This window comes from Amycolatopsis sp. NPDC051373 (assembly GCF_040689465.1).
In the GTDB taxonomy this organism is placed as follows: domain Bacteria; phylum Actinomycetota; class Actinomycetes; order Mycobacteriales; family Pseudonocardiaceae; genus Amycolatopsis.
Genome location: NZ_JBFBAE010000052.1, coordinates 13,768 through 28,726 on the forward strand (window position 1 = coordinate 13,768; position 14,959 = coordinate 28,726).

Annotated in this window: 14 protein-coding genes and 2 pseudogenes; 11 read left to right on the forward strand and 5 right to left on the reverse strand. The window is 69.5% G+C overall.

All coding sequences use genetic code 11. The features are described from left to right. The first annotated feature begins 88 nt into the window (after window positions 1-88). From AB0383_RS48890 to AB0383_RS48920, 7 genes are read left to right on the forward strand one after another with little or no spacing between them, the layout of a single operon-like run. Complete coding sequence (locus AB0383_RS48890; RefSeq protein WP_364190137.1) at window positions 89-1,183, forward strand: polyprenyl synthetase family protein; 1,095 nt, start codon at window positions 89-91, stop codon at window positions 1,181-1,183. After that, the gene (gene crtI, locus AB0383_RS48895) at window positions 1,180-2,679 is read left to right on the forward strand and encodes a phytoene desaturase family protein (protein ID WP_364190139.1); all 1,500 of its coding nucleotides are present in this window, start codon (window positions 1,180-1,182) and stop codon (window positions 2,677-2,679) included. The genes AB0383_RS48890 and crtI overlap by 4 nt, the downstream gene beginning before the upstream one ends. Further along, window positions 2,676-3,635: a phytoene/squalene synthase family protein gene (locus tag AB0383_RS48900; RefSeq protein ID WP_364190141.1), complete on the forward strand. Its 960-nt coding sequence runs from the start codon at window positions 2,676-2,678 to the stop codon at window positions 3,633-3,635. The genes crtI and AB0383_RS48900 overlap by 4 nt, the downstream gene beginning before the upstream one ends. A 2-nt stretch (window positions 3,636-3,637) precedes the next feature. Next, window positions 3,638-3,979 carry a lycopene cyclase domain-containing protein gene (locus AB0383_RS48905; protein ID WP_364190144.1) on the forward strand — a complete coding sequence of 114 codons (342 nt, stop codon included), beginning with the start codon at window positions 3,638-3,640 and terminating at the stop codon, window positions 3,977-3,979. Next, window positions 3,976-4,296, forward strand: a complete 321-nt coding sequence (locus AB0383_RS48910) for a lycopene cyclase domain-containing protein (RefSeq protein ID WP_364190146.1) — start codon at window positions 3,976-3,978, stop codon at window positions 4,294-4,296. The genes AB0383_RS48905 and AB0383_RS48910 overlap by 4 nt, the downstream gene beginning before the upstream one ends. A 20-nt stretch (window positions 4,297-4,316) precedes the next feature. After that, on the forward strand, window positions 4,317-5,030 hold the full coding sequence (locus tag AB0383_RS48915; RefSeq protein WP_364190148.1) for a class I SAM-dependent methyltransferase: 714 nt from the start codon (window positions 4,317-4,319) through the stop codon (window positions 5,028-5,030). Further along, window positions 5,027-6,565, forward strand: a complete 1,539-nt coding sequence (locus tag AB0383_RS48920; RefSeq protein ID WP_366191475.1) for an NAD(P)/FAD-dependent oxidoreductase — start codon at window positions 5,027-5,029, stop codon at window positions 6,563-6,565. The genes AB0383_RS48915 and AB0383_RS48920 overlap by 4 nt, the downstream gene beginning before the upstream one ends. A 41-nt stretch (window positions 6,566-6,606) precedes the next feature. Here AB0383_RS48920 and AB0383_RS48925 read toward each other — a convergent pair. Both AB0383_RS48925 and AB0383_RS48930 read right to left on the reverse strand, forming a co-directional pair. Next, a pseudogene (locus tag AB0383_RS48925) lies at window positions 6,607-6,770 on the reverse strand (manganese catalase family protein); the annotation flags it as partial. A gap of 267 nt (window positions 6,771-7,037) precedes the next feature. Then, window positions 7,038-7,769 (reverse strand): methyltransferase, encoded by a 732-nt coding sequence (locus AB0383_RS48930; RefSeq protein WP_366191477.1) that lies wholly within the window; start codon window positions 7,767-7,769, stop codon window positions 7,038-7,040. Between the two features lie 477 nt (window positions 7,770-8,246). Between AB0383_RS48930 and AB0383_RS48935 the strand changes: the two genes are divergently transcribed. Continuing rightward, on the forward strand, window positions 8,247-8,648 hold the full coding sequence (locus AB0383_RS48935) for a hypothetical protein (protein ID WP_366191479.1): 402 nt from the start codon (window positions 8,247-8,249) through the stop codon (window positions 8,646-8,648). After that, window positions 8,645-9,139 carry a hypothetical protein gene (locus AB0383_RS48940; protein ID WP_366191481.1) on the forward strand — a complete coding sequence of 165 codons (495 nt, stop codon included), beginning with the start codon at window positions 8,645-8,647 and terminating at the stop codon, window positions 9,137-9,139. Before AB0383_RS48935 ends, AB0383_RS48940 begins: the two co-directional genes overlap by 4 nt. A 142-nt stretch (window positions 9,140-9,281) precedes the next feature. On the opposite strand, the gene AB0383_RS48945 is transcribed toward AB0383_RS48940, so the two are convergent. After that, a complete protein-coding gene (locus AB0383_RS48945; protein WP_364190674.1) occupies window positions 9,282-9,494 on the reverse strand; it encodes a hypothetical protein in 213 nt (70 codons plus the stop codon). Window positions 9,495-9,771: 277 nt separating this feature from the next. On the opposite strand from AB0383_RS48945, the gene ctaD reads away from it, so the two are divergent. Next, complete coding sequence (gene ctaD / locus AB0383_RS48950) at window positions 9,772-11,544, forward strand: cytochrome c oxidase subunit I (protein ID WP_366191486.1); 1,773 nt, start codon at window positions 9,772-9,774, stop codon at window positions 11,542-11,544. 462 nt (window positions 11,545-12,006) lie between these two features. Here the strand turns inward: ctaD and AB0383_RS48955 are convergent, their stop codons facing one another. Both AB0383_RS48955 and AB0383_RS48960 read right to left on the reverse strand, forming a co-directional pair. After that, window positions 12,007-12,942 carry an acyl-CoA desaturase gene (locus AB0383_RS48955; RefSeq protein ID WP_366191488.1) on the reverse strand — a complete coding sequence of 312 codons (936 nt, stop codon included), beginning with the start codon at window positions 12,940-12,942 and terminating at the stop codon, window positions 12,007-12,009. A gap of 1,094 nt (window positions 12,943-14,036) precedes the next feature. After that, entirely contained in the window at window positions 14,037-14,408 is a 372-nt protein-coding gene (locus AB0383_RS48960; RefSeq protein ID WP_366191483.1) for an STAS domain-containing protein, read from the reverse strand. 198 nt (window positions 14,409-14,606) lie between these two features. Between AB0383_RS48960 and AB0383_RS48965 the strand changes: the two are divergent. Beyond that, window positions 14,607-14,959 (forward strand): annotated as a pseudogene (locus AB0383_RS48965) (exopolyphosphatase); the annotation flags it as partial.

A 14,959-nucleotide genomic window follows, 5' to 3' on the forward strand; every position in this document is an offset into this window, starting at 1 on the left:
GCTTACCCGCTCCGATGCGGGGTAACCCGCGGGCAGAGCCTCCTGAGTGGACGAGCCGGATACGAAGTGGGCAACGGGAAGGAACCGGATGGCGACGATGACAGAGGGTCTCACCGCGGCGACCGGTCGCGGCGACTGGCTGACCGCGCTCGGCGGGGAATTCTTCGCCCACGTCGACGGATTCGTCGGCGCACGCTGTGCCGAGCAGTTCGGCGGGCGAGGTGAAGGGGCGCTCGCCGTCACGGCCTTGCCGGAGTTCGTCCGCGGCGGCAAGTTCCTGCGGCCGATGTTCGCCTACGTCGGGTGGTGCTGTGGCGCACCGGAGGACGACGCCGCGGTGCGCGCGGTCGCCAGCCTCGAACTGCTGCACTGCTTCGCCCTGGCCCAGGACGACGTCATGGACGCTTCCGACCTGCGCCGCGGCAGGCCGGCCCTGCACACCCAGTTCGCCCGCTGGCACCGGAACCAGGGCTGGAGCGGTTCGCCGGCCCGGTTCGGCGAGTCCGCGGCGATCCTGGCCGGCGACCTGTTCCTCGTCTGGTCCGAACAGATGCTGCGCGAAAGCGGGCTCCCGGCCGCGACGCTGGCGCGTGGATGGCCGCACTACGACGCCATGCGCTCGGAACTGGCCACCGGGCAGCTCGCCGACCTGGTGAACGACGCCCGGGTCCTGCCGAGCTGGGAGTCGATCCTGGACGTGCTCCGCCGCAAGTCCGGCAACTACACCGTCCGCCGGCCGCTGGAGCTCGGTGCCGCGCTGGCCGGCTGCGACCCCCGGGTCTCCCAAGCCCTTGGCGATTACGGTGCCCTGGTCGGCGAAGCCTTCCAGTTCCGAGACGATTTCCTGGGCGTCTTCGGCGACCCGGCGGTGACCGGCAAGCCCGCGGGACAGGACCTGCGCGACCGCAAAGCTTCGAGTGTCGTCGCGCTCGCGATCACGATGGCCGACACCCCCCTGCGGCGAAAACTGCAGCGCCTCCTCGGCCGCGAAGCCATGGACGACGAAGCCGTGGCCTCGCTCCGCGAAGCCATCATGGCCTCGGGCGCGCCGGACCAGCTGGAGAAGCTGATCGACAAGCAGGTGCGGAAAGCCCTCGACGCGATCGACGGTGCGGACCTGCCGACCCGGATGACCGAAACCCTCGCCGTGCTCACGGCTCGCTGCACGGAACGTGTCCAGTGAGGACAGTACCGGGCCGGACGGACGAGATCGTCGTCGTCGGCGCCGGCCTTTCGGGGCTGTCGGCGGCCTTGCACCTGGTCGGACGCGGCCGGCGCGTCACCGTCGTCGAACGCGGTCCCGGCCCGGGCGGCCGCGTGAGCCGGTTGGAGCTCGACGGTTACCACCTCGACACCGGGCCCACCGTGCTGACCATGCCCGGAATCGTGCGGGGCACCTTCGCCGCGGCCGGCGCCGACATGACCGAGTATCTGCCCTTGCGGAGGCTGGATCCCGCCTACACCGCCTGTTTCGCCGACGGGAGCCGGTTGCCGGTCCATGCCGACGCCGAAGCGATGACCGAGGCAGTACGCGCCTTCGCCGGTCCGGCCGAGGCCGCCGGGTACCGCCGGTTGCGGACCTGGCTCACGCGGCTCTACCGGGCCGAGTTCGACCGGTTCGTCGCGTCGAACATCGATTCGCCGCTGAGCCTCGTGTCCCGTGACCTGGCCCGCTTGGCCGCGCTCGGCGGGTTCCGCCGGCTCGACCCGAAAATCGCGACCTTCCTCCGCGACGAGCGGCTGCGTCGCGTGTTCACCTTCCAGGCGCTCTACGCGGGTGAATCACCGATGCGGGCGCTGGCCCTCTACGCCGTGATCCCGTACATGGACACCGTTGGCGGCGTGTACTTCCCCGAAGGCGGGATCGCCGCGCTCCCGCGGGCGCTCGCCGCAGCCGCGGAGGCCGCCGGTGTGCAGTTCCGCTACGGCGATGGGGCTGATGTCCTGGAACGACGCGGCAACCGGGTGTCGGCGGTGCTGACCGGCTCCGGCGACCGGATCCCTTGCGACACCGTCGTTCTCACCGGCGAACTGCCCGAGAGCTACCGGCTGCTGGGCCGCACCCCGCGGCGGCCGCGACGGCTCCGTCCCGCCCCGTCCGCGCTCGTCGTGCACGTGGGCTCTGCCGGTGCTTGGCCCGAGGTCGGGCACCACACCCTCTCCCTCGGTCACGCCTGGGCCTCGACCTTCAGAGAACTGATCACCGACGGACGGCAGATGAGCGATCCGTCCCTGCTCATCACCCGGCCCACCGCGAGCGACCCGAACCTCGCTCCGGCGGGCCGTCACTTGTTCTCGATCCTCGCGCCGGCCCCGAATCTCGAACGCGGCCCGATCGACTGGAGCCGTGAAGCCGAACCCGCCGCGGCGGCCTTGCTCGACGAAGTCCGCAAACGCCTGCTCCCCGGGCTCGACGCGGAGGTCTCGCACGTGATCAGCCCCGCGGACTGGGCCGCCCGCGGCATGGTGACGGGCACTCCGTTCAGCTACGCGCACTCGTTCGGCCAAACCGGGCCGTTCCGGCCGCGGAACCTGCCCCGTGGCGCGGAAAATGTTGTGCTGGCCGGTGCCGGGACGGTACCCGGCGTCGGGGTCCCGACCGTGCTGCTGTCCGGGCGGCTGGCCGCCGACCGGATCACCGGGCCTGGCCCCTACTTCGGAACGGAGGGCCCACGATGACCCGCAAGGAACTTGACGCCGCCGGCATCGACGACCCGGTCCTGCGATCGGCCTACCAGCGGTGCCGGGCGCTGAACGCGCGCCACGGCCGTACCTACTTCCTCGCGACCAGGTTGCTGTCCCCGCCCCAGCGCCCCGCCGTGCACGCCTTGTACGGCTTCGCACGGCGTCTCGACGACATCGTCGACGAGCCGGCCCCGGGCGCCACCTCGGCCACGATCGCCGCCGAACTCGACGTGGTCGAGCAGCGGTTCTTCTCGGCCCTCGCCGACGGTCACAGCGAGGATCCGTTGGTCGCCGCCGTCATCGACACCTCCGCGCGCTACGCCATCGCGGACCGGCACTTCCGCGCCTTCTTCCGGTCGATGCGGATGGACCTCACCGTGACCGACTACCCACGACGCTCGGCACTCGACGACTACGTGCACGGCTCGGCGGAAGTCATCGGGCTGCAGGTGCTGCCCGTACTCGGCACTGTCACCGGCCGCGACGAGGCGGCCCCGCACGCCGCGGCACTGGGCAAGGCGTTCCAGCTGACGAACTTCCTGCGCGACGTCGCCGAGGACCTCGCCCGCGACCGCGTCTACCTCCCAGCCGATGAACTCGCCGCGTTCGGGGTGGATCGCGACCGGCTGGGCTGGTGTGCCGAACATGGCGCAGCGGACCGGCGGGTGCGTGACGCGCTCGCCGCCCAGATCGCCATCACCCGGACTCTCTACGAACAGGCGCGGCCCGGGATCGCCATGCTGCACCCGGTGTCCCGGGCCTGCGTGGCCACCGCTTTCCGGCTCTACGCGGAGATCCTCAGCCGTATCGAGCGGGCCGGGTACAACGTCTTCGGCCACCGAGCCGTGGTCCCGCGATCGCGCCGGCTGGCCGTCGCGGCCGGCGCGTTCGGCCGGGCCCAGTGGCTGCAATTCCGGAACCCGGCACCGGTTCCGCCGAGGGGGGCCTGATCATGGGCAAACTGGAATACCTGGCCGTTCTCGGTGCCTGCGTCCTGATCACGCTGCCACTCGAACTGGCGGGCGCCCGGGTGTACCGGCGGCCGCGGCGGCTGGCCCGCGCCGTGCTGCCCGTGGCGCTCGTGTTCCTGGTGTGGGACGCCGTCGCCATCGCGGGCGGGGTGTGGGGCTACGCACCGGAGAGCCTCACCGGGATCCGGACCCCGTTCGGCATCCCGCTCGAAGAGGTCTTGTTCTTCGTCGTCATCCCGATCTGCGGCGTGTTGACCTACGAGATGGTGGGCCTCACGCTGGCCGCGTTGGGGCGCCTCACCGGGCCGCGGGTGCGGCGGTGATCCCCTGGGGCTACACCCTGCCCGCGGTCGCGGCCGTACTCGCGGTCGTCGCCCTCGAACTGCTGGCTCTGCGGACCGGCCTGTTCCGCAAACCGGGCTACTGGATCACCATCGCCGTCGTGACCGGCTTCCAGATCCCGGTCGACGGGTGGCTGACCAAGGATTCCCACGCGATCGTGCGCTACGCCCCCGAGCACATCTCCGGACTCCGCTTCCCCTGGAACATCCCGATCGAGGACTTCCTTTTCGGGTACGCACTGGTGACCGCCGTGCTGCTGCTGTGGGAGCGGGCGGCGCGAAAGGAGAATACCGAGTGAGGCCATTTGAGGAAAACGGCTTGCCCCGCGTGCAGGTGACAGCGGCGTTCGACACCGAGGCCGCGGCCTACGACCGGCTCGTCGGTGCCAGCCCCGGCTACCACGACCACCTCCGGCTCTCCGCCCGGCGTCTCGGGCTGACCGGTGACGGCGCGGGCTTGCGGGTCCTCGACGCCGGGTGCGGCACCGGCGCGTCCACTGCGGCCTTGCTGGAAGTGCTGCCGGACGCGGAAATCACCGCGTTCGACGGCTCGGCGGCGATGCTGGCGCAAGCCCGGCGCAAGCATTGGCCCGCGAACGTGCGCTTCGTGCACAGCACGATCGAAAACCTCGAACACTCCGGGATCACCGGTCCGTTCGACGCGGTCCTCGCGGCCTACCTGATCCGCAACCTCGCCGATCCGGACACCCAGCTCCGCAAGCTGCGCGGACTGCTGCGCCCCGGCGCGCCGATCGCCCTGCACGAGTACTCCGTCGCCGACTCCCGCCGGGCCCGGATCGTGTGGCACGTGGTGTGCGCCGCGATCATCATCCCGCTGGGCAAGGTCACCACCGGCGACGCGACGCTCTACCGCCACCTCCACCGCAGCGTGCTCGCCTTCGACGGCGTCCGCGCCCTGACCCTCCGCCTCGGCGACGCCGGGTTCGCCGGCACCCGCGCCGAGACGATGCCCGGCTGGTTAAGCGGGATCGGGCATACCGTCGTCGGAACCCGCACGCCGGAGACACCATGACCGCGCCCCTCGGCCGTGACCGCCGGCTCGTGACCCATCCCGCGCCGGGCGGCCTCGACTCCACCGGACAACTCGACCGCCGACCTCACGTCGCCGTCGTAGGTGCCGGAATCGCGGGACTCACCGCGGCGACCGGCCTGGCCGAACGCGGGGCCGAGGTGACCCTCTACGAGCGCGAGGACCACCTCGGCGGCCGCGTCGGGGCCTGGCCGGCCCGGCTGGCCGACGGCACCGGCGTCACGATGAGCCGCGGTTTCCACGCCTTCTTCCGGCAGTACTACAACCTGCGCGCGCTGCTGACCCGCACGGACCCGCGACTCGAACGGCTCACCCCCGTCGCGGACTATCCGCTGCTCGACGCCCACGGCCGCACCGACACCTTCGGCGGCCTCCCCACCACTCCCCCGTTGAACGCACTCGCGTTCGCCCTGCGCAGCCCCACTTTCCGGCTCCGCGACCTGCTCGCTCTCGACGGGCGCGCCGCACTGCCCCTGGCGACCGTCCACGTGCCCGGCATCTACGAGCGGCTCGACAACCTCGACGCCGCGACGTTCCTCGAAGGCATCAATTTCCCGGAAGCGGCCAGGCACCTGGCGTTCGAAGTGTTCTCGCGCAGCTTCTTCGCCGATCCGCGCGCGCTGTCCGCGGCGGAACTGGCCGTGATGTTCCACCTGTACTTCCTGGGCTCGAACGAAGGCCTGATCTTCGACGTGCCGACCGAGCCGTTCTCCCAAGCACTCTGGACACCCCTGGCCGAGTACCTGACCGCACGGGGTGTGACGATCCGCATCGGAACGGCCGTCGAAAACATCGAGAAGACACGCGGCGCTTTCCACGTCACCGCAGGCTCCACCGTGGAGTTCGACGCCGTCGTGCTGGCGTGCGAAGTCGGCAGCCTGCAATCGCTGATCGACGCGTCGCCCGACCTCGGCACCGACGCTTGGCGCGCCAGTATCGCCGGACTTCGCTCCGCTCCGGGTTTTCTTGTCCGTAGGCTCTGGCTCGATCGCGCGGTGGACGGGTCGCGGCCGGCGTTCATGGGCACCGGCAGTGTGCCGCCTTTGGACAACATCAGCGTCCTTGACCGCTACGAGGGCGAAGCCCGCGGCTGGGCACGGAAAACCGGTGGCTCCGTCGTGGAACTGCACGCCTACGCCGCCACCACAACCGATGTGGTGGTCCTGGCCAAACAGATGGACGAACGACTCCGCGAGATCTACCCGGAAACCGCAGCCGCCCGGGCGGTCGGCGAGATCACGCTGTGGAGGGAGGATTGTCCCCTCTTCCAGGTCCGCGGCTTCGCGGACCGCCCCACCGTGAGCACTGCCACCCCGGGTCTGGTGCTGGCCGGCGACGGCATCCGGATCGATCTCCCGGTCGCGCTGATGGAGCGCGCCGCGGCCACCGGCTGGGCCGCCGCGAACACGCTCTTGACGAGTTGGGGCGTCGCGGGCCACCCGATCCGCTCCGTCCCCAACCGCGGACGGCTCACCTCGCTCAACCGCCTGGTCCCCTGGCTGGAAAGCGGCCGTTGAGCAGCCTCGGCGGCCCGTAGGTGCCCTTGCTGTCGGCGGGCAGCCCCGCCCCCGGCGACGATGGCCTGCTGCGGATCCATCGCCCGATCACCGCGGCCATCACCGGGTCCTTCACCGATTCCGCGGTGGCCGTGGCGGGCGCGCCTTCCAGCAACCGGGCGACCATCGTGGCCAGCATCTCGACGTGGCCGATCTCTTCGGTCGAAAAACCACGACCACATCGCCTCGACGAGGTCTGCGAGCTCCGCGCCGAAATAGACTGTGGGGACTGCGTCGGTGAGCAGAACCGTCCGGCTGTCCCGCGCTCTCCGCACCGCGCTGGCTACCTTGACCGCGGCGTCGAAGCGGCCCGTTGTCCCCTCAGGCGTCGCCGCGGCCGTGGGGGTGGCGGCCAAGCGGGGGCTGACCGTATCCCCTGTCAACCGTGCGTGAGGAGCGAAGACCGGCGCCGCACCCTTCGGCATGCTCCCGGTCACCGTTCGGCACGCAGCACCACCAGCTCCTCGTGCCGCACCCCCGGCGCAACGAATCCACGGTCTTCCAGGAACCGGGCCCGCCCGGTCAGCACCGGCCCGAACGGTACCCGCGCCCGCGCCACGACCGCGGTCCGGAGTCCCCCCGCGGCCAGCTGTTCCCGGGAACGGTCCACATCGGACATCGTCGAGTGCACCACCAGGAGCACGCCACCGGGAGCGAGCAGTGCCACGGCGCCTTCGCACAGTGGGTCGAGTACCGCGCGACCGTCTTCGCCGGCGTCACAGCTGAGTGTGAGTCGCTCCGTCTCAGGCGGACAGGGAACGTAGGGTGGGTTCGCGACGACGATGTCGTACGGTCCACCCGCGGCCGCGGCGAGAAGGCCGCCCCGGCGGGTCCGCACCGGCAGACCGCGCGCCGCCGCGTTCACGCGCGCCGACACCAGCGCCCGACGCGACAAGTCCACCGCCAGCACCGACTCCGCGCCGGCCCGAGCCAGCGTGACCGCCAACGCGCCGCTGCCGGTGCAAAGATCGAGCCCCCGCGCTCCGGCACGCAGGGTGTTTTCGCGGACTGCTTCGGCCAGGAGGCAGGTGTCGGCCTGCGGACGGTAAACACCGGGCAGGCGGAGCAACGCACGAGCGGGCAGTTCACGGGCCCGGGGGAAAGCGGGGAACACCCGCGTCGCCACTCTGCCCGGCACGGCCGCTTCGGCAGGCATCGTCGTCACGTCGGCCTCCTCATCAATTGTGCTTGCGGCTACCCGGCCTCCGGCCCCGCAAACTTCCACGCGCTCCACGGTGGACTCGCGTAGAGACACACGTTTGCCGCGCCAGGCAAGGGGTATTTTCTTTCCCCAAGCGGAAAACAGCCGTCCGGTCGCGCCGCGCGAACGACACCAGTTCCTCGGTCAAAGGGAACACCACGGGTCGGACGCGGCCCGGCCACCGAAACTCGCCGCTGCCTCCAAGCCTGGACGTTCAAACGTGCTGCGGGCGTGTGAGCGCTCCCCACGCGCGGGAGCCCGTCTTCGTGTGCCGAACCCACCGGGGCCAGCCGGCGCCGGCCGACACGTTTTGGCCGACGCGAGATTGGTCCCCAGAAGCGCGGGGTAGTCCGCAACATGACTGACAAGACCGCACAAGCCGTTCCGAAGATCAGCGGCGAAGGGGATCGAGCTGCGACACCTCACCGTGTGTTGTCCGCGATGGAAACAGCACGCGAAATTGATGCGCCCGCAGCCACGGTGGCGAAGCCGTTGCGCCGGCTCTTCGGCGGTCGCGTCGGCCGCGAGCTGGGTGGGCGCCGGATCGGGCACCCCCTGCACCCGCTCGCCGTCACCGTCCCCATCGGGGCCTGGGCGTGCGCGGCGCCGCTCGACCCGACCCCGGGCAACGACGCAGCCGCCCGGCGATTGGTCGTCGCCGGCGCGTTTTTCACCGCCTCCTATCTGCGACGCCGACACGAGCCGGCCGGTGGCAAGATCCTCGGCTTCGTCGACTTGATGGTCCTCAGCGCGGGCGGCGCGCTCGGTGGTCACCTTTCCTACGCGAAGGGCGCCGGCGTCTTCCGGTGGCAGTCCCCACGCCCGCAGGCGGTGGACCGATGACCGAGTTCCTGCGGATCTACCTTCGCGACCAGTTCGCCCTGGGCATCACCTGGCGCGAACTGGCGCGCCGGGCCCGAGGCAGTAACCGCGGGACCGAACTGGGAGACGCGTTGACCGAGGTCGCGCAAGCCATCGCTGAAGACGTGCGGACGGTCGAACTGATCATGCGCGCGCTCGACGTGCGCCCGAACCGTGCCAAGGCCGCAGCCGCGTTCGCGGGAGAACGGCTGGGGCGGCTCAAGCGCAACGGCCGCCTGTGGTCCTATTCTCCGCTGAGCCGGTTTCTTGAACTAGAGGCCCTGGCCATGGGTATCGAAGGCAAAAAGATCCTGTGGACCACCCTCGGTGACCTGGCCGGCCTGCGCGCCCGCGTGCCGTCCATCGACTTCGACGACCTCATGGCTCGAGCCGACCACCAGCGAGACAAACTGGAGCCCTTCCGACGCCAGATTGGCATCGACATCATGAACTCCGGCCACCAGGAAAACTGATCGCGGCGACGCGGTTGGCGTCCGCGCCGTCGGAGCGCGGCGGCGAGCCGGCGCACCCTCGCGCTGATGTTCGAGCGGGACCACCCGTTGGCCATCACGTCGCGCCAGGAGCGCGCGAGAGTTTCGCCAACCAGGCGGCGGGTCACCGATTCGTCATACCGCCTTCGATCCGGCGTTGGCGCTCGAGGTGCATGCAGACGGCGATGTTGCCCAGGACGAAGCCCGCGAAGGCCACCGGTAACACCACGAGCACGCCGAACAGGATCAGCGCAAGCGCGATGACGTCCAAGGCGACGTTCACCGCGAACCAGCCGCGCCTCAGGGGCCACGCGGCCTCACCGAAGGCCTCGTGCACCCACGTGGCGTCCGTGGCTTTGAAGTGACGTTCGGTCGCGCGGAGACGTCGAGCTGCGTCTCGTGCTGAGACGGTCCTCTGCACGCCCGGAACCGTTGAGTCCATCGCCGCCACCTCGATTCGGAAAACGGTGCTGCCGGCTGCGCTCGGCGCGAGGCATACCCCCACCGGACGTCGTCAACCGTCGTTTTTTTCAAGCACGGGTTTACCGACGGACGGAGCGGGTAAGTGCGCGCCGGCAACGATGAGGATGTCCGGCGACGAAACCGAGGACCCGATGACCGACACCACGGCGCGCCCCACACCCGTCCCGCTCCGACCGGCCCGCACGGAGCCGCTCGGGTCGGTGATCCTGAAGACGATCCGCACGACCGATCACAAGACGATCGGCGTTCTCTACCTGTCGACCTCATTCGGCTTCTTCCTCGTCGGCGGGTTGACGGCATTGCTGATGCGAGGCGAACTGGCCCAGCCCGGGCTGCAGTTCCTCTCACCCGAGCAGTACAACCAGCTGTTCACCATGCACGGCACGATCATGCTGCTGCTCTACGCCACCCCGAACCTCTTCGGCTTCGCCAACTTCCTCGTGCCGTTGCAGATCGGCTCGCCGGACGTGTCCTTTCCCCGATTGAACGCGTTCTCATATTGGCTCTACCTGTTCGGCGGCTTGATCGTCTTGTCCGGCTACATCACCCCGGGTGGGCCGCCGGACTTCGGTTGGACCGCGTACACACCGCTGTCGAACGCCATCCACAGCCCCGGTGTCGGCGGTGACCTGTGGATCACCGGGCTGATCGTCACCGGCCTCGGGACGATCCTCGGGGCGGTCAACATGATCACCACCATCGTGTGTCTGCGCGCGCCCGGGATGCTGATGTGGCGGATGCCGATCTTCACCTGGAACATCCTGTTCACCGGCATCCTGATCCTGCTGGCGTTCCCGATCCTCACGGCCGCGCTGTTCGGGCTGCTCGCCGACAGACACATCGGTGCACACGTGTTCGACCCCGCCAACGGCGGGGCCATCCTGTGGCAGCACCTGTTCTGGTTCTTCGGACACCCCGAGGTCTACATCGTCGCGCTGCCGTACTTCGGCATCGTCACGGAGATCATCCCTGTCTTCAGCCGAAAACCGCTGTTCGGCTACAAAACCATGGTGTTCGCGACCATCGGCATCACCGCGTTGTCGGTCGCGGTGTGGGCCCACCACATGTTCGCCACCGGCGCCGTGCTGCTGCCGTTCTTCTCGTTCATGACCTTCCTCATCGCCGTGCCCACCGGGATCAAGTTCTTCAACTGGATCGGCACGATGTGGAAGGGGCAGCTGACGTTCGAGTCGCCGATGCTGTGGTCGATCGGGTTCCTCGTCACGTTCCTGCTCGGCGGGCTCACCGGCATCATCCTCGCCGCCCCGCCGCTGGACTTCCACGTGCACGACAGCTACTTCGTCGTCGCCCACTTCCACTACGTGCTGTTCGGGACGATCGTGTTCGCCACCTTCGCCGGCATCTACTTCTGGTTCCCCAAGATCACCGGCCGCATGCTCGACGAGCCGCTGGCCAAGTGGCACTTCTGGACGACCTTCATCGGCTTCCACACCACGTTCCTCATCCAGCACTGGCTCGGCGACGCCGGCATGCCCCGCCGCTACGCCGACTACCTGCGCAGCGACGGGTTCACCCTCATGCAGACCATCTCCACGATCGGGTCGTTCATCCTGGGCGCCTCGGTGCTGCCCTTCATCTGGAACGTCGTCAAGAGCTACCGCTTCGGCCAAAAGGTCGACGTGGACGACCCTTGGGGGTACGGCAACTCGCTGGAGTGGGCGACGACCAGCCCGCCGCCGCGGCACAACTTCCTCGAGCTACCCCGCATCCGCTCCGAGCGGCCCGCGTTCGAGCTGCACTACCCACACATGGTCGAACGCATGCGCGACGAAGCACACGTGACCCGAGGACACCCCCAGGGCAAAGCCTCTCCCTCCGAGATCGCAGCGGGCGCGACCCAGCCGGACGAGCAAGGCGGCAGTGCAGACCCCCGTGGACGCTGATCGGAGAGACGTTGACGGTTGCGCCGCGACATGTTGCCCTCGCGATCCGGGCCCTCGGCCTCCCGCGTCTGCCGCCCTTGATCCGGGCACCGCAGCGAGTAGGGCGCGATCGTGGTCTTGGCCGGGTTTTATTCGCGACATCCAACCGCTCGGATTCGCCGAAGCCGAGCGGGAAGGCTGGCCAGGGGAAGCCGAGCAGCTCGGCGTCAGCCGGGCCGCCCGCCGCTCTCGCCATGGCGAGCAGGAACGGCGACCGGCGATTGAGCGGTCATCCCGTGCCCGACGGTTGCGCAGCAGTACTGAGCCCAGCCGCGGCGGTTCGGCGTCGGCGAACCAACCCCGCTCGGGCTCATGAGATCCAGGCACGACGGGCCTCAGAACGGTGCGAGTGTTCGGATTGTGGAGGCTGCGGGCTCAACCCGAAGTGATCGAACCAGGGTCGGGCCCGGTGCGCAGTGGGTGTCATCGCGGGTCGAGCACTCCGCGTCCGAGCCCTGGTGCGTAGCCGGGGTTGAGCTTGCCGGTCAGGCGTTCAGGCTTCGGCCAACGGACGTCGGTGGCCCAGCCGGCCTTCTCGAACAGCCAGATGATGCGGGCCGAGATGTCGATCTGGCCGCGGCGGACACCGTGGCGGGCGCCGGTCGGGTCGGCGTGGTGAGAGTTGTGCCACGACTCGCCCATCGACGCGATGGCCAACGGCCAGAAGTTCGCCGACTTGTCGCGGGCGGCGTAGGGCCGGTCACCGATCAGGTGGCACAACGAGTTCACCGACCAGGTCACGTGGTGCAGCACCGCGACGCGTACCAGGCTCGCCCAGAAGAACGCCGTCACCGCCCCCCACCAGGACATCGTGGCGAGGCCGCCGATGAGGGCGGGCGCCAAGAGCGTGAGGACGGTCAGCACCGGGAACCAGCGATCGACGCGGGCGACGTCGCGATCGGCGAGCAGGTCGGGGGCGAAACGCTGGGCGTTGGTCTTCTGGCGGTCGAACAGCCAGCCCATGTGCGCGTGCCAGAACCCCTTGGCGAGCGCGGCCGGCGTGGTGCCGTAACGCCACGGGGAGTGCGGATCGCCTTCGCGGTCGGCGTAGGCGTGGTGGCGTCGGTGGTCGGCCACCCAGCCGATCACCGGGCCCTGCATGGCCATGCTCCCGGCCACCGCGAGCGCGATCCGCAGGCCGCGGCCGGCCTTGAACGCGCCATGGGTGAGGTACCGGTGGAACCCGATCGTCACGCCGAGGCAGGTGAGCACGTAAAAGCCGGCGGCCAGGCCGATGTCGATCCAGCCCAGGCCCCACCCCCACGCGAACGGCACCGCCGCGGCCAGCGCCAGCAACGGCACGACGGCGAACAGCTTCACCAACGAGTTCTCGGTCCGGGTCTTTTCGCCCGACAACATCGGTTTCGCCGGTTTTCGCGTTCCAGAGCCGGGGCGGGTGAGGGGTTGTGTCATGCGGTCGCTCATTTCTCGGAGACGGACGGTGGTCGCCGAAGTTCTGGGCGATTGCCACCGGGATATCCCGGTCGGGGTCGGGCAAAACTGTTGGATGGTCACACGTGCGTCACAAGGAGACCGATCCGGCAAGTTGTCCACAGTGGATATGTCGCTGGAGAGTGCTGACCACGGACGGGGCTGCAGGTGTCCCGCTTCCGTCAGACGGTGCGCAGGGCGTGGGAGAAAGTGCTACAGCCGGGGCGTCGGCGTTGCGGGCCCAGCCGGAGGTGCTGCCCGTGGTGGTGGCGCCGGTGTTTCGGCGGTGTCGGGCTCATCTGAGATGACCGTGCTGCTCGAGTGGCCACCCTGGTTCTGCGAGTCGCCGTGGCCCCAACCGCGACGGGCGAGCCGCTGCCGGTGGAGGTGATGGCGATGTTGCCACCGGAGTCGCCCGAGCTGCCGGACGTGCCGGTCACCACGACGTTCGTGCCGATGGCGTCGCCGGCTGTGCCGGAGGCACGCCGTTGCCGCCGGTCGCGATGCTCGAGACGAAAACCGAGGACGCCCCCGCGACCACTGCGTGAGGAGCGTGCGTTCGTGGCCGCCGCCGTGTCGGTGCCGTCGTTGCCGGCCGTATCGGAGTCGCCGCTGGCGATGCTGGTGTTCAACGCGCTCCCGGTGCAGCCGGTCGACCCGAGGTCACCCCGAGTTGCCCGACGAGGCCGAGGTCGTGCCCAACGCCAGTGCACAAAGGCCCGCGGCGTGGTTGCCGCGGGACCTTCCGGCTCACCCGCGCCTGCGTGCCGACCTTCCGCGCCCAGGGCAGGACGGGCATGTGTTCGCCGCCCACGCCGCGACCGCGCTCGTCGGCGCGCAGACCGAAGCCCAGCTGCACGCCGCGAACAAGAGCCGCGACGTCATCGACATGACCAAGGGCATTTTCACGCAGCTCCGCGACATCGTGTGCGGACCCGACTCAGCCGTCGGCGGGCCGTGGCAGTCGAACCCTGATCGGCCCCCGCCACTGTTCATCTGGGTCGAGCACACGGCCACGTTGGTTATTCTGCGCCTGGCTCGGAACAGGCGATTACGGCGAGTACGAGAGCCCCGAGGTCGTTGCTATCGGCAAGCATGTCCAGCACGCCGACGGCCTGCAGCAAGGCGCGGGGTTGGCCGCGAATCTCCGTGACTCGGTAAGACGTGCCCCAGTCGACGGACGCGACGTAGCCGGCGAGGAGGGCGCTGACGCCGGCGGAGCTGAGAATCGTCACGTCCCACAGGTTCACCAAGAGTTCGTTCGGATTTCGGAGCTCGATCGCCTCGGTGATCACGGCTCTCAGCTCGTCGGCCGTGTAGCCGACCACGGGGCCACGAACATTGACTTGAAGAGTTCCGACGGCACGAGAACGAATATCTGTGGAGAACGCCATGCTGCCTCCAGCCACTGCACGGGCTCCACAGAGCGCGACTGCGTCCGGTCTGGCTCGGAGTGTAGCGCCGGGGAGTCGGACTAGTGGGTGAGAAGCGGGCCCTGGCAACCACCACCACTGGAGGCCTCCTGCCGGCATGTGTAGAAATCTGATTCCGGGGAACTCGACGTCGGTGCGAGAGTTGAGATGGACCTAGCTGTGCGCAAGGTTTCGGGTTCTGCTGCAGGAGCACTGGACGTGGGCTCGTTCAGCGCTCGGCTCGTGGTGCTCGAGCCCGGCGGTACGCCACTGGCCCCCGCCCTGAGCCATCAGACGCGACTGCGCCTCGACCGTGAGCTCAACAACGACTGCCGCCTTAGCCCGCGCGGTATCGCGGCCATCTCCGCGGCGGTGGCCGATGGCGCAACCACGGCTGCACGCCACGACGTGCACAACCTCTTCCCGTTCGCCACCTCGTCGATCCGGGACGCGGCCAACGCCACCGAGGTGGTGCGCCGCGTCCGTCGCGACACCGGTGTGGAGCTGCAGTTCCTCTCCGGCCGGCGCGAGGC